This window comes from Paenibacillus amylolyticus (assembly GCF_051136285.1).
Taxonomy (GTDB): domain Bacteria; phylum Bacillota; class Bacilli; order Paenibacillales; family Paenibacillaceae; genus Paenibacillus; species Paenibacillus amylolyticus_F.
Window position 1 is genome coordinate 3,711,646 of sequence record NZ_CP194938.1, and the last position, 24,629, is coordinate 3,736,274.

Below are 24,629 nucleotides of genomic sequence, written 5' to 3' on the forward strand. Positions count from 1 at the left end.
AAAATGGAAGACGACAAATGTTCTTATCCTTCCATTGAACAGTGCAAATCTTGAAAAGATCTTGTCATGCCTTACCTGAAAATTCATGATTCTCTAAGGTTTCGTCGAAATACGATATATACATGGATGTACAAAAAAACCGTTAGCCCATTGGCTAACGGTTTTACTTATATATTCATATCAGGTTGAAACAGATTACACACGCTTGGCGCCACGGCCACCACGTTTGCCTTCTGTATTCTTCTTGAGCGAAGAGATCCGTTCTTCGCTATCTTTCAGGAAGCGTGACATTTTATCCTCAAATGAAGGTTTGCCTGCTGCGGGCTTGAAAGAACGGCCTCCGCGGTCACGGTTAAATCCACCGCCGCCACCACCACGACCTTGGCCACCACTTGGGCCTCCGCCGCCGCTGAATCGTTCGCGATCTCCTCCACTGCGTTCCGGTCTAGGAGCTCTCGGGGGTCTGGATTGAGTTTGTTGCTCTACCGGTTTGTCAACAGCCTGTTTGATGGAAAGTCCGATCTTGCCGTCTTTGTCAACGTTGATAACCTTTACTGTAACTTGGTCATTCAGCTTCAGGTGGTCGTTGACATCTTTGACGTAATTGTCGGCGATTTCCGAGATGTGAACGAGACCCGTGACACCTCCTGACAGATCCACAAATGCTCCAAAATGCGTGATTCCTGTCACCTTGCCCTCTAACTTGGTGCCCACTTCAATTGCCATAGAATAAAATGATCCTCCCTTAAAAATATACAACCCGATTTTTTGAATGCCAAAATCATGCTGCGCTACTTGTAATTATACCTTATGCCATAAACCAAGGTCAACTGAGCGCTAGCCCATTATATAGCCTATTTTTTCCGGTTTACGCATATAACACTCATGTAAAACAAACCATGCTCAGCAAAAAGCTGAATTCCATTAGTTTCCTGACCCCTCAACCTGAATTGGTGTTTCTTCAGGGAGGTAGTACCCTTTTTTACGTGCCAGCTGCCCTATGTATTCAGGGTCCTTCAACCGACTGACTTCATACTTCAGCTGTTCCAGCTGTTTCTGCGTATCCTGCTGCGAAGTTTGCTGAGCGGCCAAATAAGAACTCTTGTCCGAAATTTGCGCATTCTGTACAAGAAACGTATATCCTGCCCAGATCGCAAAAACAGCTACAAAAGTTAGCCATAACATCAGACGCCTTCGTGCACCAGCAGATTTCCCCTGATTAGCTGGGCCTTTATTTCTGCCCACAGGTGTTCTACTCATTCCCCGGACCTCCTTGAAACCAACGTTTCCATATCGCTGCAATTCTCGTACCCGTTTGGATCATCCATTGAGGCGTCACCCAATATTTCAGGAGCGGCCTAAACATCCAGCGGAACAATTTGCCGAAAGGGATTAAACATTGCAGCACCAACTTGCCAAGGAACATTAGTATCGCAATGATGAAACCGAATAATACGCGAACTAATCTGTATATCCCCTTAGCCGGCACAACAATCAGGATGTTAAGGATATGTCCACACCACTGGATGAGTGTTCTTGCGAGTTTAATTAACATTACCACAAAACGCTGAGTTGTAACACTTAAAAGCCAAAAATAGAAGCAAACTCCGATAATCAGCCCCAAAAAGACATAAAACCGCAACTGTCCGTGGTTTCCGGCATACAACATCCGAAAAACGAACAGCGCGGAAGCAACCCAGTACAACAGATCAAGCGTATGGATGCTCCATCTCGGAAATCGCAGCTGCCTGGACAGTACCCGGTAACTGTCGTAAGCAACACCCATCACAACGCCCGATAATACCATCCAGCTCAGTGTGATCCACTGCGCATCCAGAATCATCGGAACATCTTACCAAACAGGCCTTTACTATTTTTCGACTGGGCACCGGGATCAAGATACTGAAGTGAACTGACCGTCCCTTCAATAGATAAAAGCCCTTCCTCCAAGCTCAGGTTTTTGATATGTAAATTGTGCCCCCGGATCGTCAGATGCCCAAGTTCGGTCTGAAGCAAAAACTCCTCACTGTCAAAGCTCTCCACATTGGAGACCCCTGTCAGATCCAGCAGTTTCCGATTTTGCATATTGAGATGGTGCTGTTTGGCCTTTCCGTGTTCAACCATAGCATGTACCCCTCCTTCTTTAGTACCTAGCTTATGGATGAGAAACCCAGATTAGAACTACTGACTCATCGATCCTTTTAATTCCTCTGGAACGTAAAATAAAAAACGCCCTCCCATGACCGGGAGGACGCCTCATTCAAGTGTTATATACTAAAATTTAAAATGTTGCTGGACGTCCTGTTACCAGTCCATCCCGTTATCCTTGGCGATCGGCTCTTCCTTAACCAAGGTGTAGAGGCTACTCGCCTCATCCTTCTTCGTACTCTCGGCAAGACGCTCCACCTTCACAGTGACCAGCTTCTGACCGAACTGAACCGTCAGCTCATCGCCTACTTTGACAGCAGCGCTGGGCTTGGCTTCCCGTCCGTTGACCAGTACACGTCCCTGTTCGGAAACGTCCTTGGCTACCGTACGGCGTTTGATCAGCCGAGATACCTTCAGGAATTTATCAAGACGCATTATTTTACAGCTTCTTTAAGTTTGTTACCTGCTTTGAACGCAGGAACAGTGGACTCAGGAATCACGATCTCATTCCCTGTTTGTGGGTTACGTCCGGTACGTCCGGAACGTTTGCGGGTCTCAAAAGTGCCAAAGCCGATCAATTGTACTTTGTCTCCGCTGGCAAGTGCATCTGTGATTTCTCCTAAAAAGCCATTCAATACGGACTCGACATCTTTCTTAGTCAAACCGCTTTTGTTTGAAATGTTGTTAATCAGGTCTGTTTTGTTCATGTTAAAAGCCTCCCAAATTAAAAAAAAGTATCTGCGAGCTCTTGGCGTCTTATCTTATCCAAGTCATTTCTCGCAAGGTTACTACACATGTATTCTGGCTTGTATACTAAATTCCTGCCTTACCTGCGACTTTTTTTAGCTTTTGTCGCTGTATCGCAGAGATTCGTCTAAGTCCAGTACCCGAAACGATGTTTCATTAAACACCAGACTCAAAATGATGTTGAACACATGTTCGTATCATCATAACACACTGCCTAGCCTGATGGAACAAGAGGGTTGGGTATTTTTACAATTTGAATAGATCAAAGACCGGCCTTCTTCGCCATCTGCCAGAATTGTTCCATCTCATCTACCGTGCTGTCCGCAGGTGTTTTACCCAATTCACGGAGCCGCTCCTCAATGTATTGGAATCTGGCAACAAACTTACGGTTTGTGGCAGCTAGAGCCTCCTCCGGATCTGTACCAATGAAACGTGCCACATTAGCCGTAGCAAATAATACATCACCGAGTTCCAGCTTGCGTGCTTCCGCATCATGTCCCTGCTGCACCGCTTCTTTCAGTTCAGCCAATTCTTCTTCAATCTTGGCGAAAACGCCCTCTACATCATCCCAGTCAAAACCAACCTTTGCTGCCTTCTTCTGGAGCTTATACCCTTTCATGAGAGCAGGCAGGTCACGTGGAATGCCGTCCAGTACCGAAGCCTCTTGCACATTCTGGCCTTTGCGCTTTTTCTCTTCTGCCTTCATCTGTTCCCAGTTTTGCAGAGCTTCATTCGCATCTTCAGCCTGATGATCACCAAATACATGCGGATGGCGGAAGATTAGCTTGTCATTTAATCCTTCAATGACGTCATAAACGTTGAATGTGCCAATCTCTTCTTCCATCTGAGAATGCAACATAATCTGAAGCAGCAGATCACCCAACTCTTCTTTCATATGATCCGGGTCATCCTCATCAATGGTTTCAATGACTTCGTATGTCTCTTCAATCAGATTTTTACGAATCGACTGATGCGTCTGCTCCTGATCCCACGGGCAGCCCCCTGGGCTACGAAGAATATTGACGATCTCGTGCAAACGCGCGAAAGAGCGGCGCCGCAGTGCATCATCTGTATTTTTCGGCACATAGATCAGCGACAGATTGCCATAACCGGAGATGCGATCCAGTTCATGCAGCGGTACTTTGTGAATAACTTCCTGACCTTGCACACCAAGTGCATGACCCACGAACACCGGGTAATCGTCCGGGTATACCTCCATCAGGCAAAGTTTCACATCCGAAGCTGTAAAAACATCGTACACTTGTCCGATCAACGTATGTAGCTGCGGCTGTACCAGTTCAGGATTCAGGCTACTGGCATCCAGCAACTGAAAACCTTCAATGGGATCAAAGCCAAGCCGGATAAAAGCTTCATCCAAGAAACTTTCCCCACCCATGATACGTAACGAAATTCCCTGTTGCGGGCAGCGTTCCTTCAGCAACCGTACACTGGCTTCAGCGACCATTGGATGACCTGGTACGGCATAGACAATCTCAGTACCTGCATCCCCTTTGCGAGCCGCTTCAATCAGTTGGTTCGCAATCTCATCGTAAACCTCCGGGAAGGAGGATTTTGCCTCATAGATGGCATCAAACGACGTCATCTCTAGTCCCTCTTTTTGCAGATCATTTAATACAGGATGATCCACTGTTCGTACATACAGCGAAGTCGCATGTTTCATTTTTTTCATAATACCTAATGTCAGTTGGTCCGCATCCCCAGATCCAAGACCTACCACTGTCAAAGCTGCACTCATTTCGCTTAAACCTCCATCCGAACCATCCTGCTATTCCAGCTGCCTGGTTACATAACATATCTGTGTCCATAAGCATCTCACGTCTCGCCTTAACAGGATGGCACTCAATAATTAAACGTATTATACCAGAATCTGTCGATATCCTATAATTGCTTCTGTGTGCAGATGTACTTTCAGGCGCAGTGGTGCCATTAGCCCGGTGTAGCAGCTATACATCGTAGCTGTGGTTCGGCTAGCGCAGTACACGCAGTCTGCGCAGCAGCTTGGCCAGACGCGGCCCCAGCTTTGGCAAGGCCGCCAGCTCTGTGGCGGTCAGCAGCCCTGTCCGGGCCGCGACCAGCACAAACACGGCTGCGCCTGCGGCTATGCCCAGCAGGCTCACGCCCATCGCAGCCAGCCGATGCGTGGCTGCGATGCCCACGCCGCCGAGCACCGCTTCGGCGGCCCAGGCCATGCCCAGCGCCGCCAGGCTCATGGCGGCGATCACCAGCGCCGGCTTCGCCAGGACGGCGCCAGGGGCAGGGCGCATGGCGGTAAGCCGCGCCAACAGCGCCACATTCAGGCCAGCCGCCAGCATATAGGCGGCTGCACCTGCAAGCGCCGCGCCGCTGATGCCCAGCGCCGGCACAAGCATGACGTTCAGCAGCACCTTGACGCCTGCGGCGGCCAGCATGCTGAACGCGGGAGCGCGCACGGCGCCGAGGCCTTGCAGCAGCGCCGCCGCGATAATGCTGACGGTGCTGCCCGCAGCCGTCAGCGCCATGTACCGCAATGCTTGGGTGCCTGCGGCATCCCCGTACAGCATGCGGTTAATCGGATCTGCCAGCACCGCAAGACCTGCGGATGCCGCCAGACCGATCAACCAGAACCAGCACAGCGCTAGGCCTGCTTGCTGCCTGACGGCTTCTGGCCCGCCCTTCAGGCGTGCTTCGGCCATCGCCGGAATAAACAGCACCGAGAGTGACGTGGCAAGCATCGTCACCAGCTGCACCAGTGGTAAGCCGCGGTTGTATATGCCGAACGATACCATCGTTTGCACATCATTCAGCCCTTCGCCGCGCAGCAGACGCGGAACCGTGAAGGTATCCACCAGATTCATCAGGGGCACCGCCAGCGATCCAAGACAAACCGGAATGGCGTAGATCAGCAAAGTGCGTATCCACTCCGCATTGGAACGCTTAGGCTCCTGAACTTGTGCACTTTCCCCAGGTGCAGTATCATTTTGCGCTGACTCCCCAACATGCGCCCTTTGCCAGCCTCCTGTATCCAAAGAAGTACCCGGAGACTGTCTGATCTGACTAATATCTCTTAGCTGCTCCGCTTCTGCATTTAATTCCTCTCCATACACTTGCTTGCCCTTGTTCTCTCGATCTTCTGCACCCGATGCCTCACCGCCCACTGGATGCTCCACCCGTTCCTTCCGCCGATGTCGGTATACGAATCCCAGCATCACGGCAAGACCTGCGCACCCTCCTGCAACTGAGCCTAACATCGCCCCTGCGGCAACTGTTTCAAGCGAAGCGTTCTGCCGGATCAGCCACAATAACACGATAATCATAATCGTCACCCGTACCGTCTGTTCAACCACTTGAGATACAGCTGTAGGCACCATCTGCTGCATACCCTGAAAATATCCACGCAAGCCTGTCATGAGTGGTACACACAACAGAGCTAAAGAAGCTGCCTTGATGGAAGGGATCACATGCTGATTTCCAATCAACCCTGCGACCCACGGCGCACTAACATACATCGCCATAGCTGTTAAAATTCCAATTCCTCCGAGCAGCATCGATGATAGTCGTATAATTCTACGGCTCTCCTCTGGTCTGCCGAGTGCATTCTGCTCTGCTACAAATTTGGAGACAGCCAGCGGCAGACCCGCCGCAGCTAACGTAATAATGAGCATATATAACGGATAGACCGTATTGTAAATGCCAAAAACACCGTCTCCCCCCAGATTCTGCAGTGGAATCTTTTGAAAAGCACCGATGATTTTGGAGATAATGGCGGCAAGCCCAAGGATAAACGCACCCTGTAGTAGCCTTGTTCCTGAAGAAGGCTGTTTCATAAGTTTATGGTTCCTCCTATGTGTATCCTGGCATTCAAACGAAGGATAAGACTTCCTTTGCTATTATACCTGTCAGAAGGCATACAAACGAACATCATTTGATTAACAACTTGTTATCAGATCAAAGCCTCTTCCTATCTACCCATCCTATGGTAAGTTGAAATGTTTTTTACACTTTAACGGAGAGGACAGAAAAAACCTGAAGTTCAACTTATATATAAAAAGCAAAAACTCCCGTATGCCCTATTCAGGCTCACAGGAGTCCATCTGCTATCTATTGTTCCATTTGCTTGCCGAGGAATCCTGCAGCTGTCTCAGCCATTTTAACTTCCATCTGAGACATCTTCACGGACTCGTCCTTGTTGAACAGGATAACGGTTCCGATGGGATCACCACCAGAGATAATTGGCGCGATAACAAAAGAGGATAACGTCTCGTCATGATCTTTGCTAAGCTCGTAGGTACCGTTGGTTGCTTCCATAATCGTCTTACGGTTTTCCATACAACTCTCCACAAGGCTACCAACCTGTTTATCCAGATATTCTTTCTTCGAGCCACCTGCCACTGTGATCATCGTATCCCGGTCAGAAATCATTGTAACGTGACCCGTACTCTCATACAGCGATTCAGCATATTCTTTGGCAAAGTCACCAAGCTCGCCGATCGGCGAGTATTTTTTAAGGATAACTTCTCCATCCCGATCCACAAAGATCTCAAGTGGATCTCCTTCACGAATTCGTAACGTACGACGGATTTCCTTTGGAATGACCACACGACCCAGGTCATCTATACGGCGGACAATACCAGTAGCTTTCATTTCACATGTTGCCCCACTTTCTCGAGAAGATTTTTCAACTACTGTTCCTTAATGGGTAGAGGAAAGTCCCAGAACGTTTAGTGTGATTTCTTGACCATAGTATTCATCTGTTCCCATATCCTTATACATGCTTTGCAGAATATCATGATTAACATTTACGAAAAAGTGATCTGATATGCTCTCACGCTCCATATAAGCAAAAACGAAGCACCAGAAAGAACTGCCGTTCTTTTTGTGCCTCGTTAAAGGTTGTCCATATTCACCGTAACCTAACCCTCTCAGGGAGCTTCTTAGCTTCACTGAAACGCATGTTAGCATCACCGTTATTTCAATTATTTACTGCTTGTACCTTCTTCGGTTTTTGCATCTTTGTCTGTTCCTGTTTTACCCTGATCTGTTTTCGCATCTGTACCCTTAGAATCTGTTTTTGATTCGTCCGTTTTTGTGCCTTCTGTACCTGTTCCTGTTGTGCCCTTAGTACCTTCCTCTTTCTTCTCAGTTTTAGGAAGTTTTACTTCTTTGATGATTTTATCCAGCTCATTTTTCATGAACGTATCGATTTGAGCAGCAGCCAATTGGCTTTTCAATGATTCTTTTTGCTCTGCTGACAATTTAGAGTAATCCGCGTCTGTACGAGACTCCACTTTCATGATGTGGTAACCGTACTCCGTTTCAACCGGATCACTAATCTTGTTAAGTGGCAATGTTTTTGTAGCTTCTTTGAATGCGGCTACCCAATTAGATACTGGAGCATCCTTGAATAATCCTCCATCTGCAACGGAGTTTGTATCGTCTGAATATTGTTTGACAATAGCAGCAAAATCAGCTCCACCATCCAGCTTTGCCTTTACTTCTTTTGCCAACTTTAATGCATCTTCTTTCTTGCGTTCTTTCTTCGTTTTTGAATCCGTAAATGCAATCAATACATGACGTACAGAAGCCGTTGTGAACTGATCTTTGTTTTTCTCAAACTCAGCCTTGATGGCATCTTCGGTTACACCTGTTTCTTTATCCTTGATCACCGTCATAATACGGGTCATGTAGTCTTTAATGTTCTGGTCTGTCAAATTCTGATTTTTCAGCATTTCAGTCCATTGCTCTTCCTTAACTGAAGCCTTCATTTTGTCGAATTGTTCAGATGCTGTTTTGGCACCAGCTGTTTTTGCTTCTGCACTTGCTTTATTGCTCAGATACTCATAGGCAACCTCTTGTTTCACCAAGTATTCCTTAAAGTCATCCATATCCATCATTTGTGCATATTCCGGATAGAGGAATTTCATAACACGTTGTTCCAAGTCGAATTCATTTGCTGTAATTGTGCCGCCGTCATACGTAGCGACTACAGCGCTGTTATCTTTCGATTCCGGTGCTTTCGCTTCTTCCTTTTTGCCACATGCAGCAAGCAAGGACAGGGACAATACTGCGATCATACCTACGGACAGTACTTTTCCCACTTTTTTATACTTTGCTAACATCTTTTAGTTCCCCCTTTGATTTAAAAGCAGTCTTCATGGACTCCAGAAACTTCTCTACCAGTTCCATCAGTTGCTTATCCCCAAGACCCTTGCCTTTGACATGAATCAGCATATGGGCTCCTTGTTCAAATTGTACACGTCTTTCGAACTGATTTCCAATGTGTGAGATTTTTGAGAGCTCGAAGGCATGTTCACGCCCTTCATAAAACTTGACTGTAAGGTCGTCACCGCGCTGTGTAATGGACTCGATACCATAGATTTTGCCGTACACTTTGAGGCGGGCCACCGCCATCAAATTGATCACAGCCTCTGGCAGATCACCGAATCGGTCAACCAATTCGTCTTCGAGTTCCACCGCGTCGTCGAAGGAAGCGATAACCGCCACCTTTTTATAAATCTCAATTTTCTGAATACTGTCATAAATATAATCCGATGGCAAATAGGCATCGATACTGAGATCAAGCGTTGTATTCCACTGATCGGAAGGAACAGGCTCCTCGCCCAGCATTGTGACTTTACGTTTGTTGATCTCTTCCGCCAGCATCTGTGAGTATAGATCGAACCCGACGGAAGCAATAAAGCCATGCTGTTCCGCTCCGAGCAGATTACCCGCACCACGGATGGACAGATCTCGCATCGCTATTTTGAAACCTGAACCAAGCTCGGTAAACTCCTTTATGGACTGAAGGCGTTTCTCTGCAACTTCGGTAAGCACTTTGTCCCGTTGGTACGTGAAATACGCATAGGCAATCCGGTTAGACCGACCTACCCGTCCACGCAGCTGGTACAACTGGGAAAGTCCCATTTTATCTGCATCATGCACGATCAGTGTATTTACATTCGGAATATCAACACCTGTCTCGATGATGCTCGTGCTTACCAGTACATCATACTCTCCGTCCAGGAAGTCGAGGATCGTCTTCTCCAGCTCGGTTTCACTCATCTGGCCATGCCCGACGCCGACCCTGGCCTCCGGCACCAGTTCCGAGATTTCGGCTGCCATCTCCTGAATGCCTTGCACCCGGTTATAAAGATAGTACACCTGACCCCCACGGGCCAACTCCCGCTCAATCGCTTCACGGACAAGCGCCTGACTGTGCTCCACCACATAAGTCTGAACTGGAAAACGGTTCTCCGGCGGTGTCTCAATAACAGAAAGGTCACGTACACCCAGCATGGACATGTGTAAAGTACGCGGAATTGGCGTTGCTGTAAGAGTCAACACATCCACGTTCGTTTTGAGCTTTTTGAGCTTCTCCTTATGTGTTACACCAAAACGTTGCTCCTCATCAACAATGAGTAGACCTAGATCTTTAAACACCAGATCCTGTGACAACAATCGATGTGTACCGATGACAATGTCGATCGTACCAGCTTTAATGCCTTTAGCTGTCTCATTCTGTTCCTTGCGGGAACGGAATCGACTAAGGACATGAATATTGAACGGATAACCGGAAAAACGCTCACGGAACGTTTCATAGTGCTGTTGTGCCAAGATGGTTGTTGGAACAAGCACCGCCACCTGTTTACCCTCAATCGCCGCTTTGAATGCAGCCCGAATGGCCACTTCGGTCTTGCCGTATCCAACGTCTCCACACAATAAACGATCCATGGGACGGTTTTGTTCCATATCTTTTTTAATTTCCTCAATTGCACGCATTTGATCCCGTGTCTCATCGTAAGGGAACATGTCTTCAAATTCTTGCTGCTCTGCGGAATCCTTGTCGAATCCATAACCTTTGGACGTCTGACGTTCTGCGTACAGCTTGATCAGATCATCAGCGATATCCTGCACGGATGAACGAACTTTATTTTTAACGCGCGTCCATTCATTGCCGCCTAACTTGTATATTTTCGGCTCTTTCTCTTCGGAACCCACATATTTCTGGATCAGATCTATCTGTTCAATCGGAACAGACAACTTGTCACCACCAGCATATAGAATGTGCATGTAATCTTTATGAATACCGGCAACTTCTAGCGTGCCAATTCCAAGATATTTACCAATCCCGTGGTTCTGGTGAACGACATAATCGCCCACTTTCAGCTCGCTATAGGATTTGATACGTTCGGCATTGTCAATGTTTCGAATCGGTTTGCGGGCTTTGCGCTGCTTCTGTGAGAACATCTCACCTTCTGTGATCACCGCCAAATGAATGGACGGCATCTCGAATCCCGTTTGCAAATTGCCATTCAACATCTCCGGCTCAGGAATGTCATAATCCTGCAATACCCGGCGCAACCGATCCATCCGTTCCTCACCATTCGCAAGCATCAGCACCTGAACTCCAGCCTTCTGCCAGCGTTCCATCTCTGCCTTCAGCACGTTCATCTGTCCGTGGAAATCCTGCATACTCCGGCTGATAAAGTTCAGAATGTTCTGCGGCTGGGTATGTGGAACCTGACGCAAAAAAATCGACATAAAGATAGTCTGGAACGAACGCTCATAGAGCAGTTCATCCCCATCTGCCGATAGCGGCAGATCCGGGAGTGTTTTGCCATTTTGCATTAGATGCAGATTCCACTCGGACTCATCCCGATCCAGTTGCTTGGATGTTTCTGATAGCCTTGCCGGCTCATCCAATACCAGAATTGTATCTTCTGGCATGTAGTCATAGATCGTTTTATTTTCCGGATAAAGCGGGGAGATGTATTTGTACATTTCTGAAAAATAGACATGCTGACGCAGCAGCTCAATCTCGCGATGCATCTCTTCACGCAGACGCAGCTTTGCCTGACGATCTGTCATTTTTTCCAGTTGCTGTTCAAGCAGAAGCGCGGCTGTATCCGCTGCCTTCTCCATACGCTCCCGATCAGCTATCAATTCTTTGCACGGTAGCACCTTGATTTCCTCTATCCGCTCAATGGAACGCTGATCTGCCGGATCAAATGTACGAATGGAATCAATTTCGTCGTCAAATAACTCCACCCGATACGCGATCGATGAAGTCACTGGATAGAAGTCGATAATGCCTCCACGTACACTCATCTCTCCGCGCGACTCAACGCGCTCCACACGCTCATAGCCAAGCTTCACCATCTCCAAGAGGAACGAATCCAGTTGAAGTGTATTGCCCTGTTTAATCTGAATATGTGCATTTGCCATCACTTCCGGCAGCGGAACATAACGTCTTACCCCGGAAAAAGGAATGACAACAACGCCCCTAAACCCTTGGGCGCAGCGAACCAAAACTTCTATACGCTGAGCAAGCGTCTCGGGACTGGATACTGCTGCCTCGGCTGCAACGAGTTCATTGGCAGGATAGATTAATACCTGATCAGTTGAAAGCGCTTCCTGTAAATCTTCTGCGATTTTTTGTGCGGAAAACATGTTATGTGTCACGACGAGCAATGGCCGATTCATCTCTTGGTGTAGCGCAGCCAGCATAATCTGGCGAGCAGAACCGGATAAACCCGAAACCAATTGCTCCTTCATGCCTGATTTGACCCCGGACGCAATAGATTCAAAGTCCGGATCTTTGGAAAAAGCCTGTATAAGTGCTTGTAACAAAAGGGGCACCTCTCTTATAACTTTCTTGATTATTGCACGCTTCTGTGCAGTATCTACATAATCTTTAAATTTTTAAAAATGGATACTTATTCCTTTTTCTCCTATTTCATCATATAGGATTACTTGAAACATTGCCACATCTGTTCATGCGGCTGTCCTTGAATTTCAATCCGAAATGGAAGAAACAGGGTTTCTGTTCCAACTGAAAAGAAGCCTCAGCAGGCTGCCAAGGCTATAAAAGGAGAGGCCGCTGTTCCGCGGCCTTCCTCTCTGTCATTTGTTCAATATTCAGTCATAGCATCGCGATAATCGCAGCAGGCGAAATCTACTGAAGCGGATTCGCAAGCAGGCTCAGCTCGGGGTTGTGTTCCAACGCTTCCTTACAATAATCACATGTAATCCGAACGGTAACATCACCACCGGAATTATACGCTATTATATCCCTCCGTTCGTCGGGGGTCAAGAAATGAAAACCGAGCTGTGCTTCTGTGATTTTAGCCGAATCAATTCGCCCAATAAAGGTACGGCAATGCCGACATACATAATTCACTGACATAGTTATGCCTCCTGAACATGGTTTATACATCCAGTATGCCCAGGTTGTCCGAATTGAAGTCGTGCAATTGATCATTTTTCCAGTGTTACCGGATTGTATCAGCCGTTGAATTTGGCCATCGTTTGCTCAAACGTATTTGTCAGGCTATGCTCCAGTGCATCACATGTTTGCTCAATGGTCTGCTCCAGTGCTTCTTTTTCCTTCTTCATGAAGGTGGACAGGACATAGTCCACAATGGCATGCCCCGGGTCAGGCCGGGATATGCCCATCCGAACTCGGTTAAACTGTTGTGTACCTGTATGCTGAATAATAGACTTGATCCCATTATGTCCACCGGCACTGCCCTGATATCTCAAACGGACCTTGCCAATCTCTGTATCCATATCGTCGTATACAACGATCAGATCCTCCAGGCTCACTTTATAAAAATCCATGTAAGCTCGTACTGTTTCACCGGAAAGGTTCATATAGGTCATTGGTTTGATCAACACTGTTTTGACGCCGCCAATGTTACCTTCTCCAATTAGTGCTTTACACTTGTTCTGTGTAATCGAGATATTATGACGATCTGCTAATCGATCCAGCGCCATAAAACCAATATTATGCCGGGTTTTGGCATAGTTCGAGCCTGGGTTTCCAAGTCCGACAATCCACTTCATCTTGTTCCCTCCTTCGAATTCGCTTAGGTGAGGCATAGACTTCGAATGTTATATTTCATATAATATCAGGAAAGTACGTATCGAACATTTATCCACCCAGGAAGGTGAGCGGGTTTTGCGCGAAGATAACGGACAACTGACTCAACATAGTGACTTTATTTATCATCTGGAGCATCATGTACCTGTACAGGTATACGACCGTGACACCCATATCGAAATTGGTCTGGTTACCCGTTTCGATAGTCAATTTGTCGAAATTGCCGATACACTCTTTCACAGACGCCGCTTCCGCTTTATTTCCCGCCCGGGATATTAATGCGCCAGCGCCCTTTTACATCATCATCAAAAACGGCACGCCGACAGGGGTTACATTTTCCGTTCAACCGGAAGACGTAACCCCTCTACTACTTTATGCAGACATCCTTATTCAATTTCAAACAGCTTGCTGATTGACAATTCCTCATGAACCCGGATGATCGCTTCCCCAAGCAATGGCGCTACAGAGAGCACTTTAAGCTTGCTTGTTGGATTCGCATGTGTAATTGGAATCGTATCCGTTACAATGACTTCCTTCAATGGTGCATTCTCCAGACGTTCCATCGCAGGTCCAGACAATACCGGGTGAGTACAGCATGCATAGACTTCCTTCACGCCGCCTTCCATCAGAGCATTGGCTCCCAGTACAATTGTTCCGGCAGTATCAATGATGTCATCAATCAAAATCGCTGTTTTGCCTTCGATGTTACCGATAATATTCATGACTTCGCTGACATTTGGCTCAGGGCGACGTTTGTCGATGATCGCAAGCGGTGCATTCAGGAAATCAGCCAGTTTACGCGCACGAACCACACCACCGTGGTCAGGTGACACAACAACCGGGTTTTCAATCTGTTTCGAACGGAAGTATTGAGCCAGGATCGGCACACCTAGCAGATGATCGACTGGAATGTCGAAAAACCCTTGAATCTGCATCGCATGCAGATCCATTGCGATTACACGGGTTGCACCTGCTTTTTCAATCAGGTTCGCAACTAGCTTTGCCGTAATCGGATCACGTGAACGTGCTTTGCGATCTTGACGTGCATAGCCGTAATACGGAATAACGACGTTAATTGTTTTGGCTGATGCACGTTTCAATGCATCAATCATGACGAGCATTTCCATCAGGTTGTCATTAACCGGCAAGCAAGTTGACTGTACGATATATACGTGACAGCCACGAACACTCTCGGAGAGTTTCACTTGAATCTCGCCATCACTAAAGCTGGTTGTATGAGATTCACCCATAGGAATCCCGATATAATCAGCAATTTGATGAGCAAGCTTGGGGTTAGAATTGCAAGTAAATATTTTTAATTTCGAGTCAAAATAAGTCATAAAATAAAAACCCTCCGTGCTGGTTCATTGGAATCTATAAGCGTCTGCGACATGTCGGCACCTCCCGGGAATCGGGAGGCATAAGTTATCAAAACCCTTATTCGGGTTTAGCATTTTGTTTCTTGGCTTTGGCACGTCCGCGGATTTTTTCCGCGTAACCTGCTTTGTTCTCCTGACGTGGACGAGCAATCGCCAGATCATTCTCAGGAATGGAATGTGTAACGGTCGAGCCTGCAACGACATAAGCGCCTTTGCCAACTGTGATCGGTGCAATCAAATTGACATTGCTGCCTACAAAGGCATCATCTTCAATTGTGGTTACAGCCTTATTATATCCATCATAATTGACCGTTATTGCCCCGCATCCAACATTTACGTTCTTACCTACCTGTGCATCCCCGATATAACTGAGATGAGACACTTTAGAGCCTTCATCAATTGTAGCATTTTTCACTTCAACAAAGTCACCAATTTTTACGTTGCGACCTAACTTGGTGCCAGGACGCAGATTGGCGAATGGACCTACAGTTGAATCAGGCCCAACCTCAGTTTTAGACAATACCGAATGTTTAATCGCTGCACCATCTTGTATGATACTGTCTTCGATATCTGTCTGAGGACCGATATGACATGCCTCACCAATAGAAGTAGTGCCTTTAAGAACGGTTCCCGGATACAGTACGGTATCTGAACCAATCGTAACATCTGCCCCAATATATGTCGATGACGGATCAATAATGGTTACACCATTCAACATATGGCGCACAGCCAGACGTTCGCGCATATATGCTTCTGCCTGTGAAAGTGCAAGTCTGTCGTTAACTCCGATAGACTCCGCGATATCATCAGACATATAAGCCTCAACTACTCCGCCCTCACTCTTGAAAATACCGACAACGTCTGTCAGATAATACTCACCCTGTGCATTCTGGTTGGTTACCTTCTCCAGCGCAGCGAACAACTTGGCATTATCAAAGCAATATGTGCCTGTGTTAATTTCCTGTACGGCATCTTCCTGCGGTGTGCAATCCTTTTGCTCCACAATTCGCTGTACAGAACCATCTTCTCCGCGGATCACACGTCCATATCCCTTAGGATTATCGAGCTGAGCTGTTAGTACTGTGGCCGCTGCACCGCTTTCCTCATGCAACTTCATCAGACCTTCCAGCGTCTCACTTGTAACGAGAGGTGTGTCACCACATACAACAATCGTTGATCCATGTTCACTGCCTAGCAAGGTCTTCACCTGTTTCACAGCATGCCCTGTGCCAAGCTGTTCCGCCTGAAGCGCGTATTCAGCTTTGGAACCTAAAAATGACTGCACCGCTTCGGCCCCATGTCCGACAACCACCACACTGCGTTCAACGCCTGCGCGAAGTGCTGCATCCAGCACATGTCCGACCATAGGTTTACCACATACGGGATGCAGTACTTTGTACAATTTGGATTTCATTCGTTTGCCCTGCCCTGCGGCTAGAACAATTGCCATGCGTTTCAAAATTAACGACCTCCTGTTCTGAAAATCCCATTGAATACCTTACACATTCTCCAATGAGTATCATTCAGCCGGCTTCAAGCCGGTCTTGTTCATCGCCTGCTGTCTCTGTAATCACGCGTAACAACAGATTCACGATCAAGTCATGACCTCATATGTTACACCGTGTATCCGCGAGCTTAATTGAATCCCAACGATTCCTAAGATGCCGCTCTGCAACCGAACGCAGGATACGCTCCGGTTCTCTTTTGAATAAACTCAATACTGAATATATCTTATTCCGGTCAAAAAGAAAAGAGAGCCATAAGACATGGCTCTCTTTTCCTTCGAACCCCAATAATGTTCTCAGGCACCTTCTTCAATGACTTCTTCCTCAGTAGCTGCACGATCATACTCAGTTAATACTGCTGCCTGAATCTTCTCACGCGTACCAGAAGAGATCGGGTGGGCGATATCACGGAACTCTCCGTCAGGAGTCCGCTTGCTTGGCATTGCAACAAACATTCCGTTGTTACCATCGATGACACGAATGTCATGAACGACGAATTCGTTATCGATGGTAATGGATGCGATAGCTTTCATTCTCCCTTCCGAGTTAACGCGGCGGAGTCTGACATCCGTAATTTGCATGTGTGTGTTCACCACCTTTTTCCATCAGAACTTGGTGTATAATTCCACACAGCCTATACGAACTCCTTCTTTTCCTGACCATAAAAATATCCTAATTTCAGGAATTTTTTTATTTAATACACAATTCGACAACGTTAGTGCCAGGTCGATGGAAAATAACCTTTCCCGACATGTTATTCGTCATTATTCTACAGGTCAAAATAGTTACCAGGGGAGACAGAAATGTGCCTGCTCTTGGCATCAACTGCTGTCAGCTTCGCGAGAGATACATAATCCGTGAGCAGACGTTCCTCAGAATCTACGGAACCAGATTCCACCAACACGCCAACTCCTGCCACCGTCGCATTAAACTCTGCAAGCAGATCAATCATACCTTGTACAGTGCCTCCGGCTTTCATGAAATCATCCACGATCAGTACACGGGAATGTTCCTTCATCGCCCGGCGGGATAGGGACATGGTATGCAGACTTTTGTGGGACCCCGATACATAATTAATACTTACGGCCGATCCTTCCGTAGCCTGATGGTCCCTGCGAACGAGCACAACAGGAAGGTTAAGCTGGGCTCCAGTCGCATAAGCAAGCGGGATTCCCTTGGTTTCCACCGTCATGACTACATCAATATTCATATCGCCAAAAGCCGTTGCAAAGATTTTGCCCGCTTCATTCATCAGAGCCGGCTGTCCAAGAAGATCTGACATATACAGATATCCTCCTGGCAAAATCCGATCCGGCTGTGCAAGCTGAGTGGACAACCGCTCAGCAAAAGCAAGAGCGTGCTCAACAGGCACCTTCGGAATCCACCTCACACCACCAGCAGCTCCTGCTAACGTATGCAGTTCTCCTGAACCACCCTCTTCAAACACTTCCTTGATAATGGCCAGGTCCTCACTGATTGATGACTTGGCAGCACCATAACGTTCGGCAAAAGTGGTGAGCGGAATAACACTATGTGGTCTGGACAATAAGTATTGCGTCATTTCAACCAGCCTTGCGCTTCGTTTTAACTTCTTCACAGAGATCCATCCTCACGATCACGGAAACATCCAAATCCGAATAATTATTTAAAAATATATCACCTTTATACGTGTTTGTACATTATAAAAGTGAATCACGTTAACATACGTACAGCATAAACTTCTTTACAAAATCCCCGAAGTCCATTATAAATTCGCGCCACCTTGGCTTCCTTGGACACAAGTCCGAATACCGTTGGTCCACTGCCAGACATCAGCACTCCGTCCGCACCAAGGCGAATCATAGCATCCTTGAGATGCTGCACTTCCGGATACAACTTCAATGTCACATCCTCAAGCACATTGCCCATCTGGCTGCAGACCTCTGTAAAGGATTGATTGCGGATAGCCTGCTCCATTCTGACTGCGCTCGGATGCCGAACAATCTTGTCACTGCGAAAACGTCCGTACACATCTGCAGTAGACACATTGATTGGAGGTTTGGCTAAAATAACCCAGCATTGCGGCGGATTAGGTATCGGAGTTAACTTCTCACCCCGCCCTGTTGCGAGGGCAGTTCCGCCTGTAATACAGAAAGGTACATCCGAGCCCAGCTCAGCGCCTAGTTCCTGTAATTCCTGATCCGGTATATTCAGCCGCCACAGACGGTTCAGTCCACGCAGCGTAGCTGCTGCATCACTGCTGCCACCGGCAAGACCGGCAGCAACCGGGATCTTTTTATCCAGATGAATATGAACTCCTGTACGAACGTTGTAACGCTCCTTGATCAGTCTCGCTGCTTGGAATGCCAGATTCTTCTCATCCAGCGGAATATATCCCGCCTGGCTGGAGATTACAATCGTATCGCGCGGCAATTCTGACATCTCCAGTCGATCGGCCAGATCAACCATCGTCATGATCATTTCAACTTCATGAAATCCATCACTTCTTTTATGTAGAACATCCAACATCAAATTAATTTTAGCAGGCGCTTTTTCGTAAATTTTCAAGACGTTCACCCGTCCTCACCTTTTCCCTAAGACAACTTAACATATTATATCAAAATGGGGCTGTCAAGTCATTTAGAATCCGCATCTATGGGGAAAAAGCGGGGTGATTCCTCGAGAATTGCCCCGCTCTTCAATGTGCTCCAATTTGATTATGATTTACGCGCTGCCTGCTCTGCCATTTGTATTGCCCGTTTCACCATGTTACCGGCATCCTTGGCCTTGATTCCGCCCCAGCCTTCTTGCTGAACAGTATCATAGAAGCCCAGATCCTTCGCGAGTTCATACTTCAGTTCCTCCGACATGACACTTCTTCTTCTCCGACTCATGAACCATCCTCCTCCAGATCTTATTCAAGACACAATGAGTTCCTGAAATTCGGGATTGTTCATCCCCAGGTCTGGTTCAACCCCCCGCCTTAACAGAGTTTTCCCCTGACCTGTTCTAATAGTATGCCGCCTGCATTCCGTCATCATCCCTGCATATGTATGGTTTAATCCCTATAACAAACCCAATTTGTAGTATGAAAATACACAAAAAGCGACCCACCTGAAAGGTGAATCGCCCGTAAACCAATGCTTACGACTCCATATAGGAGTTGGCCTCGCTGCCCGGGTCAAAGACCATGACTTCCACAGACTCCGTAAGTATATCCGCATAGCTGTATGATACTCGCTTGAAGGTTTCTTGCTCCTCATCAAGCTTTACAATAAAAACAGAAGGGTACGTTTCTTCCAATACACCCGTACGCTCAATCGTCTTACGGCGGCCACCATTAGCTCGCAGCGTAATTTTTTGACCAATATGTGCATCGAGATTGCGTTTGATATCCAACAGCGTGTTTTTAGCCATTGTGGACGTCCACCTCTTTTCTTGTCCATTGTACCGTATTTTACAGTCATTGTCAAATCAAAGATAAATATTATATCAGCACTAAAAAGTTGTTGTCAATGATTTTTTTCGCAAAACAAAAAAGCCCCTTTTTAGGGACTTTTCTGAACCGGAGTGTGACCTCATTATCATATCAGTATCACTTCATCATACTGCAGATGGATTGACTTTTAGTGTAGATAAATCATTGAGTCCCGGCAAGCCTACCCGGTAGCTTCCCTTCGTTTCCACACCGCCTACGCCTTGTATGCCACTAATCGTGTTATGCAGTATATCCTTCATGTTTACTGTATCGCGAACGGACGTAAATGAAGCCTTGGCAGCCACGTAGACCGGGTCAAGCGCATGGATAAGAATTCGGCCTGGAGAACTCGCAAAGTTTGCACCGGCACGTAGCAGTGCCTCAAAGTGAGACTGACATGCTCCGGCAATAATCGTCAGCGCATCCAGATGACGCTCGTATTGCCTTGCAACCTGAATTGCCGAGACAAAGTTTTGTGAATTTTTGTAACTTCCCAGACTGTAAAGATCATAAGGCTGTCGTGTCTTTAGCACACCGTCATGACCCGTGATCACGACGATATCAGGACGAACTTTGGGCAGCAGGCGATATAACGTATCGGCCATCGCTGATTCATGTACATACTGCCCTTCAGCAGGGACACGAAGTTGTTCATACAAGTCCATACTTTTTTTCAAATAATTTGGGTCACCATCCAGGTGTAGAACCTTGCCAGGCATTTCGAAATATGCCGGTTCCTGCTGTGCAGTCCATTCCTGCATTAGACCTTCCCGGTTACGCTCTGCCTGCTCCATACGAATCTGCTGCAAGCGTGAGAGCGTCTGATGTGCTTTGACATGTGCCTGACGTGTTTTTGCACTCTGTGGTTCATAAGGAACCTGTATCAAATCATTCACCGGGGAGTCAGCGAGCAGACGGAACTCGGTCCCTTTAATGACCGCAGCATCAGACTGGAGTCCTTCTACCCGGAAAGTCACATCGCCGCCGTACGACTTTCGAACGACCAAGTCTCCGATATTCATCACCATTATCACCTCTACCCTATCGTATGGGCAGAGACCCGGTTTGGTTCATTTGAATTTATAGCCCGCCTTGAACCCCGGCTTCCCACATGACAGTGCTGAGGGTAGCATATTCCTGCAGACTTAATGTTTCGCCACGCCGTGAAGGCTGGATACCTGCCTTCTCCAGCAGTTGGTCCGCCTGTTCTCTGTTCTCCTTTGTGAAGAAGCGAGCTTTGAGATTGTTGGAGATCGTTTTTCTCCGCTGGGCAAAAGAAGCCTGTACAACCTCGAAATAATGCTCCTCGCTTGGAACTTGCACAGGCGGCTGCTCACGCACCTTTAGCTTAATAACCGCTGACTCTACATTCGGCTGTGGAATGAACACGGTAGGCGGAACCACACAGACCAGTTCTGGCATACTGTAATACTGCACGGCAATGCTTAGACTTCCATAATCCTTGGAACCTGGTGCAGCCGCCATACGCTCAGCCACTTCCTTCTGAATCATAACCACGATACTGTCTACCGGCAGCTTCTCTTCCAGTAGCTTCATCATGATTGGTGTCGTTACATAATAGGGTAAGTTTGCTACAACGCTGACTTTATCGACCGAAGCAAAGTCCGTGGCAAACAGTTCAGCCAGATCCAGCTTGAGTACATCTCCATGATGAACACGCACATTAGGATAAGGCTCCATGACCTCCCCGAGAATCGGAATCAGGCGCTGATCAATCTCTACGGCTGTAACAGGGCCTGCTACACGCGCAAGACGTTCTGTAAGCGCTCCGATACCCGGGCCAATCTCCAGCGCACCCTTGGTCTCGTCCAAATCGGCTGCGCCCACGATTTTATTCAATATATTTTGATCGATCAAGAAGTTCTGACCCAGACTTTTCTTGAAAGAGAATCCATGCTTGTGAATAATTTCTTTGGTTCTTTTGGGTGTTGCTATTTCAATGGTTTGCTCCATGTCCTTCATATGCTCACAATCCTTCACGTTCAATTTGCGCTAATGCAGTGGAGAACTCTTCTCTTGTAATTTGAAATACACTCAGTCGTTTGTGGAATTGCTTGCCGTTACAATACCCGATACCTAGCAAGTTGCCCATCTCCATACGACGTGCCGCTGCTTGCGGATGTATGATTAATCCTGCTTCAATCAGATCCTCCCAATCAATTAGACTAGGTGCACCTTCATAGGATGTGTGTACGCGGGCCAGTGCATGCCGAATGGCTTCCGGTGAAGCATTCTCTACCCCGATATCCCCTTTACGTGTCGCGTCTGCCTCTGGAATGAAAGCATGCTTGCAGCCAGGGATCCTGTTGGCAATAATTTTGCGGATACGTTCTCCCGCATGATCTGGATCCGTCAGGATGATCACACCACGTCTCTCCTGAGCAAGTGCGATTCGCTTCAGAATACGCTGATTAATGGCAGAGCCACCGGTTTCAATTGTATCAGCTTCAACCGCCCGGCGAATCGCCACCGTGTCGTCACGACCCTCCACAACAATAACTTCTTTTATCATGTTCCATTTCTTCCTTTCTAACGCAAAAAGAAGAGGAGTATCCTCTTCTCTGCCAAACGGCGGAGGAGACTGAATTCAGACCCCTCCGCCGCATATTCCGCATGAATCATTCATGCAACTATTTTATAGCATTCCCATTTCAAAGTAAAACGAATTTAGTTCGCCTCCGGCTTCACGGGACCAATTACATAGACCGTTTTGCCTTTTTTACGTCCGAAATTCAGGGCGTGCTTCACACTATCATAATAAACGTCAATTTTATTGCCTTTAATCGCGCCGCCTGTATCTTCCGCACGACGGAAGCCGAGGCCCTCGATATAAACCCACCAGCCAATTGGAATGACCTTAGGATCAACTGCGATGGTGCGCCCTTCCGTTACACGAGTACCGGAAGCTGTTTTTGTACCAATACCCGGTTCTTCAGAAGAGTAGGCAGTCATGGATACATTTTTCAGCACTTTAGAATATTTAAAAGAATTCCCTGAGACCGTAATTAACTTGCTGCCCGAGGCAGATGTTTTCTTCGAGTTCATTGTTACTGTTTTTGCCGCGGTTGAAGTTTTGGCTGATACCAATTGAACTTCAGGCTCCTTCACTACTGGCTTCGCCTTCGTACCTACCGCGATCACTTTATCTACACGATTGGCAGCAACTGTTTTGCCGACCACTTTTTTGGAGACGAGTTCTCCATCTTGAAATACCTTTTCGATATGCTGCACAATTGTGCCTTCCTTGCCTTTCACTACAACACGGTTATCCCCTTGGAACAAACTAGAGTCTGCCGTTTTAACAACTTTGTAAGCAATCGGTTGTTTCACATCCACTGTATGCTTTGTTACACGCACTACACGAATCTTCATCTCCGCTTTGATTGCAGTTCCGAGCGCTGGATACACTTTATCATGATTTGCAACTTCAATACCTGATTGCTGAATTACATCTTGTACCGATGAATCGGTTGTATACAGAGTCTTGGTGTCTCCGTCTGCCGTGATGTTAACTGGAACGGCCCGCTCAATAACGATTCGGTCTCCGTCGGTAATCGCCCCATTCATGGGCATGGATACCTTGTCGTGAGGGCTGACTGCGATTGACTGCTCCTCCAACATTTCCTGAAGCATTCCTGTACGAGTCTCTACCACTTGAGCTTTGCCGTCAATAACCAGTGATACCTGCTTCCCGGCCTGACCGTAAACGACTAACAAGATCATGATTGCAAGCGCAATTGAGAATATCGCGATCAGTGCCATTTGACGCAAGTTCTCATGCTTCCACCGCAACGCGAAAGACTTACTGGATGATCGTGACTCATGGGTCTCTTCTGGTTGGAATATGCCCACTTCTCCGTCCTCCTTCATAGCCTCGCCGTCTAAAGTAATGCATGATGTCTTTGACGCGACTATACCAATTTTTCTACAGAACACAGATCAGAGGTAATGACCGGTTCTGCACCATGAACCCCTCTTCGCAACATGATGCCACCATCCTGAATACTTACCGTATGATGAGCCTGTTTCTTTTATTCAAAACAAAAAAAGCCAAAGAAAGAGTGTAAGAGACCCTTTCGTGGCTTCCGAATGATTTTGAATATCGGAAATTCATGCACGAGGTTGCCTCTCTTTTTCCGCTTGCGAGGTTAGCTGTCGGGTTCGGGCGAAAGAGAGCCGCCCTATCTTAGGTCACCCGCTCATGGCGGACGCCCTTGAATTCACCCCTAGACCCAAAGAAGAAATCAAATACGGCTTCGCAGAACGATACGCTGCTTTTGGGTCAGCGAACGATGCGCAACGGCTAGAATCACCGCTGTTTAAGCCCTATTGGTTCCCCCGCTCTCCGTGAACGGAGACTCAGCGAGATTGATTCATGAAAGTAATGTTGTTTTATCGGAAAGTGTCCCTTTGTTCATCCCCCGAACATCTGTCCAATTTTCCGCACAACAATTCACTGAAAAGATGATATCCTGTTTCGATGCATGTTGTAA

25 protein-coding genes and 1 riboswitch are annotated in these 24,629 nt (G+C 47.1%); of the genes, 1 reads left to right on the forward strand and 24 read right to left on the reverse strand.

Annotated elements, in window-relative coordinates; genetic code table 11:
* Positions 1 to 195: 195 nt before the first annotated feature.
* The 13 genes from ACR8BL_RS16380 to pth form a co-directional block, all read right to left on the reverse strand.
* A complete protein-coding gene (locus ACR8BL_RS16380; RefSeq protein WP_434748605.1) occupies positions 196 to 726 on the reverse strand; it encodes a S1 domain-containing RNA-binding protein in 531 nt (176 codons plus the stop codon).
* A gap of 198 nt (positions 727 to 924) precedes the next feature.
* A complete protein-coding gene (locus ACR8BL_RS16385) occupies positions 925 to 1,260 on the reverse strand; it encodes an FtsB family cell division protein (protein ID WP_434748606.1) in 336 nt (111 codons plus the stop codon).
* Entirely contained in the window at positions 1,253 to 1,843 is a 591-nt protein-coding gene (gene yabQ / locus ACR8BL_RS16390; RefSeq protein WP_434748607.1) for a spore cortex biosynthesis protein YabQ, read from the reverse strand. Before yabQ ends, ACR8BL_RS16385 begins: the two co-directional genes overlap by 8 nt.
* Positions 1,840 to 2,124 carry a sporulation protein YabP gene (gene yabP / locus ACR8BL_RS16395; protein ID WP_434748608.1) on the reverse strand — a complete coding sequence of 95 codons (285 nt, stop codon included), beginning with the start codon at positions 2,122 to 2,124 and terminating at the stop codon, positions 1,840 to 1,842. The genes yabQ and yabP overlap by 4 nt, the downstream gene beginning before the upstream one ends.
* Before the next feature lie 180 nt (positions 2,125 to 2,304).
* Positions 2,305 to 2,583, reverse strand: coding sequence for an RNA-binding S4 domain-containing protein (locus ACR8BL_RS16400; RefSeq protein ID WP_090924618.1), 279 nt, complete (start codon positions 2,581 to 2,583; stop codon positions 2,305 to 2,307).
* A complete protein-coding gene (locus ACR8BL_RS16405) occupies positions 2,583 to 2,855 on the reverse strand; it encodes an HU family DNA-binding protein (RefSeq protein WP_090924617.1) in 273 nt (90 codons plus the stop codon). The genes ACR8BL_RS16400 and ACR8BL_RS16405 overlap by 1 nt, the downstream gene beginning before the upstream one ends.
* Positions 2,856 to 3,157: 302 nt before the next feature.
* A complete protein-coding gene (gene mazG, locus ACR8BL_RS16410) occupies positions 3,158 to 4,651 on the reverse strand; it encodes a nucleoside triphosphate pyrophosphohydrolase (protein WP_434748609.1) in 1,494 nt (497 codons plus the stop codon).
* 232 nt (positions 4,652 to 4,883) lie between these two features.
* Complete coding sequence (locus ACR8BL_RS16415; RefSeq protein WP_434748610.1) at positions 4,884 to 6,719, reverse strand: putative polysaccharide biosynthesis protein; 1,836 nt, start codon at positions 6,717 to 6,719, stop codon at positions 4,884 to 4,886.
* Positions 6,720 to 6,993: 274 nt separating this feature from the next.
* A complete protein-coding gene (gene spoVT / locus ACR8BL_RS16420; protein ID WP_434748611.1) occupies positions 6,994 to 7,536 on the reverse strand; it encodes a stage V sporulation protein T in 543 nt (180 codons plus the stop codon).
* A 332-nt stretch (positions 7,537 to 7,868) separates the two neighbouring features.
* Positions 7,869 to 9,011 (reverse strand): peptidylprolyl isomerase, encoded by a 1,143-nt coding sequence (locus ACR8BL_RS16425; protein ID WP_434748612.1) that lies wholly within the window; start codon positions 9,009 to 9,011, stop codon positions 7,869 to 7,871.
* Positions 8,995 to 12,522, reverse strand: coding sequence for a transcription-repair coupling factor (gene mfd, locus ACR8BL_RS16430; protein ID WP_434748613.1), 3,528 nt, complete (start codon positions 12,520 to 12,522; stop codon positions 8,995 to 8,997). The genes ACR8BL_RS16425 and mfd overlap by 17 nt, the downstream gene beginning before the upstream one ends.
* Positions 12,523 to 12,847: 325 nt before the next feature.
* On the reverse strand, positions 12,848 to 13,078 hold the full coding sequence (locus ACR8BL_RS16435) for an anti-sigma-F factor Fin (protein WP_434748614.1): 231 nt from the start codon (positions 13,076 to 13,078) through the stop codon (positions 12,848 to 12,850).
* A 98-nt stretch (positions 13,079 to 13,176) separates the two neighbouring features.
* Positions 13,177 to 13,737, reverse strand: coding sequence for an aminoacyl-tRNA hydrolase (gene pth, locus ACR8BL_RS16440; protein WP_434748615.1), 561 nt, complete (start codon positions 13,735 to 13,737; stop codon positions 13,177 to 13,179).
* Between the two features lie 115 nt (positions 13,738 to 13,852).
* On the opposite strand from pth, the gene ACR8BL_RS16445 reads away from it, so the two are divergent.
* Complete coding sequence (locus tag ACR8BL_RS16445; protein ID WP_342553600.1) at positions 13,853 to 14,053, forward strand: hypothetical protein; 201 nt, start codon at positions 13,853 to 13,855, stop codon at positions 14,051 to 14,053.
* A 107-nt stretch (positions 14,054 to 14,160) separates the two neighbouring features.
* Here ACR8BL_RS16445 and ACR8BL_RS16450 read toward each other — a convergent pair whose 3' ends face one another.
* From ACR8BL_RS16450 to ACR8BL_RS16500, 11 genes are all read right to left on the reverse strand, one after another.
* Positions 14,161 to 15,114 (reverse strand): ribose-phosphate diphosphokinase, encoded by a 954-nt coding sequence (locus ACR8BL_RS16450; RefSeq protein WP_017691370.1) that lies wholly within the window; start codon positions 15,112 to 15,114, stop codon positions 14,161 to 14,163.
* A 97-nt stretch (positions 15,115 to 15,211) separates the two neighbouring features.
* On the reverse strand, positions 15,212 to 16,603 hold the full coding sequence (glmU, locus tag ACR8BL_RS16455; RefSeq protein ID WP_434753145.1) for a bifunctional UDP-N-acetylglucosamine diphosphorylase/glucosamine-1-phosphate N-acetyltransferase GlmU: 1,392 nt from the start codon (positions 16,601 to 16,603) through the stop codon (positions 15,212 to 15,214).
* Between the two features lie 351 nt (positions 16,604 to 16,954).
* Positions 16,955 to 17,239 (reverse strand): septation regulator SpoVG, encoded by a 285-nt coding sequence (gene spoVG, locus ACR8BL_RS16460; protein WP_017691372.1) that lies wholly within the window; start codon positions 17,237 to 17,239, stop codon positions 16,955 to 16,957.
* A 188-nt stretch (positions 17,240 to 17,427) separates the two neighbouring features.
* A complete protein-coding gene (gene purR, locus ACR8BL_RS16465; RefSeq protein ID WP_434748616.1) occupies positions 17,428 to 18,255 on the reverse strand; it encodes a pur operon repressor in 828 nt (275 codons plus the stop codon).
* A gap of 95 nt (positions 18,256 to 18,350) precedes the next feature.
* A complete protein-coding gene (gene ispE, locus ACR8BL_RS16470) occupies positions 18,351 to 19,205 on the reverse strand; it encodes a 4-(cytidine 5'-diphospho)-2-C-methyl-D-erythritol kinase (protein ID WP_434753146.1) in 855 nt (284 codons plus the stop codon).
* 149 nt (positions 19,206 to 19,354) lie between these two features.
* Positions 19,355 to 19,531: a small, acid-soluble spore protein, alpha/beta type gene (locus tag ACR8BL_RS16475; RefSeq protein WP_090924606.1), complete on the reverse strand. Its 177-nt coding sequence runs from the start codon at positions 19,529 to 19,531 to the stop codon at positions 19,355 to 19,357.
* Between the two features lie 250 nt (positions 19,532 to 19,781).
* The gene (veg, locus tag ACR8BL_RS16480; RefSeq protein ID WP_434748617.1) at positions 19,782 to 20,054 is read right to left on the reverse strand and encodes a biofilm formation stimulator Veg; all 273 of its coding nucleotides are present in this window, start codon (positions 20,052 to 20,054) and stop codon (positions 19,782 to 19,784) included.
* A 186-nt stretch (positions 20,055 to 20,240) separates the two neighbouring features.
* The gene (gene yabG / locus ACR8BL_RS16485; protein ID WP_434748618.1) at positions 20,241 to 21,137 is read right to left on the reverse strand and encodes a sporulation peptidase YabG; all 897 of its coding nucleotides are present in this window, start codon (positions 21,135 to 21,137) and stop codon (positions 20,241 to 20,243) included.
* Positions 21,138 to 21,195: 58 nt separating this feature from the next.
* On the reverse strand, positions 21,196 to 22,098 hold the full coding sequence (gene rsmA / locus ACR8BL_RS16490) for a 16S rRNA (adenine(1518)-N(6)/adenine(1519)-N(6))-dimethyltransferase RsmA (RefSeq protein WP_434748619.1): 903 nt from the start codon (positions 22,096 to 22,098) through the stop codon (positions 21,196 to 21,198).
* 4 nt (positions 22,099 to 22,102) lie between these two features.
* Positions 22,103 to 22,648, reverse strand: coding sequence for a ribonuclease M5 (gene rnmV, locus ACR8BL_RS16495; RefSeq protein ID WP_434748620.1), 546 nt, complete (start codon positions 22,646 to 22,648; stop codon positions 22,103 to 22,105).
* 155 nt (positions 22,649 to 22,803) lie between these two features.
* The gene (locus ACR8BL_RS16500) at positions 22,804 to 23,988 is read right to left on the reverse strand and encodes a ubiquitin-like domain-containing protein (protein WP_434748621.1); all 1,185 of its coding nucleotides are present in this window, start codon (positions 23,986 to 23,988) and stop codon (positions 22,804 to 22,806) included.
* A 269-nt stretch (positions 23,989 to 24,257) separates the two neighbouring features.
* Positions 24,258 to 24,511: riboswitch (cyclic di-AMP (ydaO/yuaA leader) on the reverse strand.
* Positions 24,512 to 24,629 lie beyond the last annotated feature (118 nt).

Coding starts and splice junctions, on each gene's coding strand:
- ACR8BL_RS16380 (WP_434748605.1), bottom strand. CDS start 726: ATGGCAATTGAAGTGGGCACCAAGTTAGAGGGCAAGGTGACAGGAATC.
- ACR8BL_RS16385 (WP_434748606.1), bottom strand. CDS start 1,260: ATGAGTAGAACACCTGTGGGCAGAAATAAAGGCCCAGCTAATCAGGGG.
- yabQ (WP_434748607.1), bottom strand. CDS start 1,843: ATGATTCTGGATGCGCAGTGGATCACACTGAGCTGGATGGTATTATCG.
- yabP (WP_434748608.1), bottom strand. CDS start 2,124: ATGGTTGAACACGGAAAGGCCAAACAGCACCATCTCAATATGCAAAAT.
- ACR8BL_RS16400 (WP_090924618.1), bottom strand. CDS start 2,583: ATGCGTCTTGATAAATTCCTGAAGGTATCTCGGCTGATCAAACGCCGT.
- ACR8BL_RS16405 (WP_090924617.1), bottom strand. CDS start 2,855: ATGAACAAAACAGACCTGATTAACAACATTTCAAACAAAAGCGGTTTG.
- mazG (WP_434748609.1), bottom strand. CDS start 4,651: ATGAGTGCAGCTTTGACAGTGGTAGGTCTTGGATCTGGGGATGCGGAC.
- ACR8BL_RS16415 (WP_434748610.1), bottom strand. CDS start 6,719: ATGAAACAGCCTTCTTCAGGAACAAGGCTACTACAGGGTGCGTTTATC.
- spoVT (WP_434748611.1), bottom strand. CDS start 7,536: ATGAAAGCTACTGGTATTGTCCGCCGTATAGATGACCTGGGTCGTGTG.
- ACR8BL_RS16425 (WP_434748612.1), bottom strand. CDS start 9,011: ATGTTAGCAAAGTATAAAAAAGTGGGAAAAGTACTGTCCGTAGGTATG.
- ACR8BL_RS16435 (WP_434748614.1), bottom strand. CDS start 13,078: ATGTCAGTGAATTATGTATGTCGGCATTGCCGTACCTTTATTGGGCGA.
- pth (WP_434748615.1), bottom strand. CDS start 13,737: ATGAAGTGGATTGTCGGACTTGGAAACCCAGGCTCGAACTATGCCAAA.
- ACR8BL_RS16450 (WP_017691370.1), bottom strand. CDS start 15,114: ATGACTTATTTTGACTCGAAATTAAAAATATTTACTTGCAATTCTAAC.
- glmU (WP_434753145.1), bottom strand. CDS start 16,603: ATGGCAATTGTTCTAGCCGCAGGGCAGGGCAAACGAATGAAATCCAAA.
- spoVG (WP_017691372.1), bottom strand. CDS start 17,239: ATGCAAATTACGGATGTCAGACTCCGCCGCGTTAACTCGGAAGGGAGA.
- ACR8BL_RS16475 (WP_090924606.1), bottom strand. CDS start 19,531: ATGAGTCGGAGAAGAAGAAGTGTCATGTCGGAGGAACTGAAGTATGAA.
- veg (WP_434748617.1), bottom strand. CDS start 20,054: ATGGCTAAAAACACGCTGTTGGATATCAAACGCAATCTCGATGCACAT.
- yabG (WP_434748618.1), bottom strand. CDS start 21,137: ATGAATATCGGAGACTTGGTCGTTCGAAAGTCGTACGGCGGCGATGTG.
- rsmA (WP_434748619.1), bottom strand. CDS start 22,098: ATGAAGGACATGGAGCAAACCATTGAAATAGCAACACCCAAAAGAACC.
- rnmV (WP_434748620.1), bottom strand. CDS start 22,648: ATGATAAAAGAAGTTATTGTTGTGGAGGGTCGTGACGACACGGTGGCG.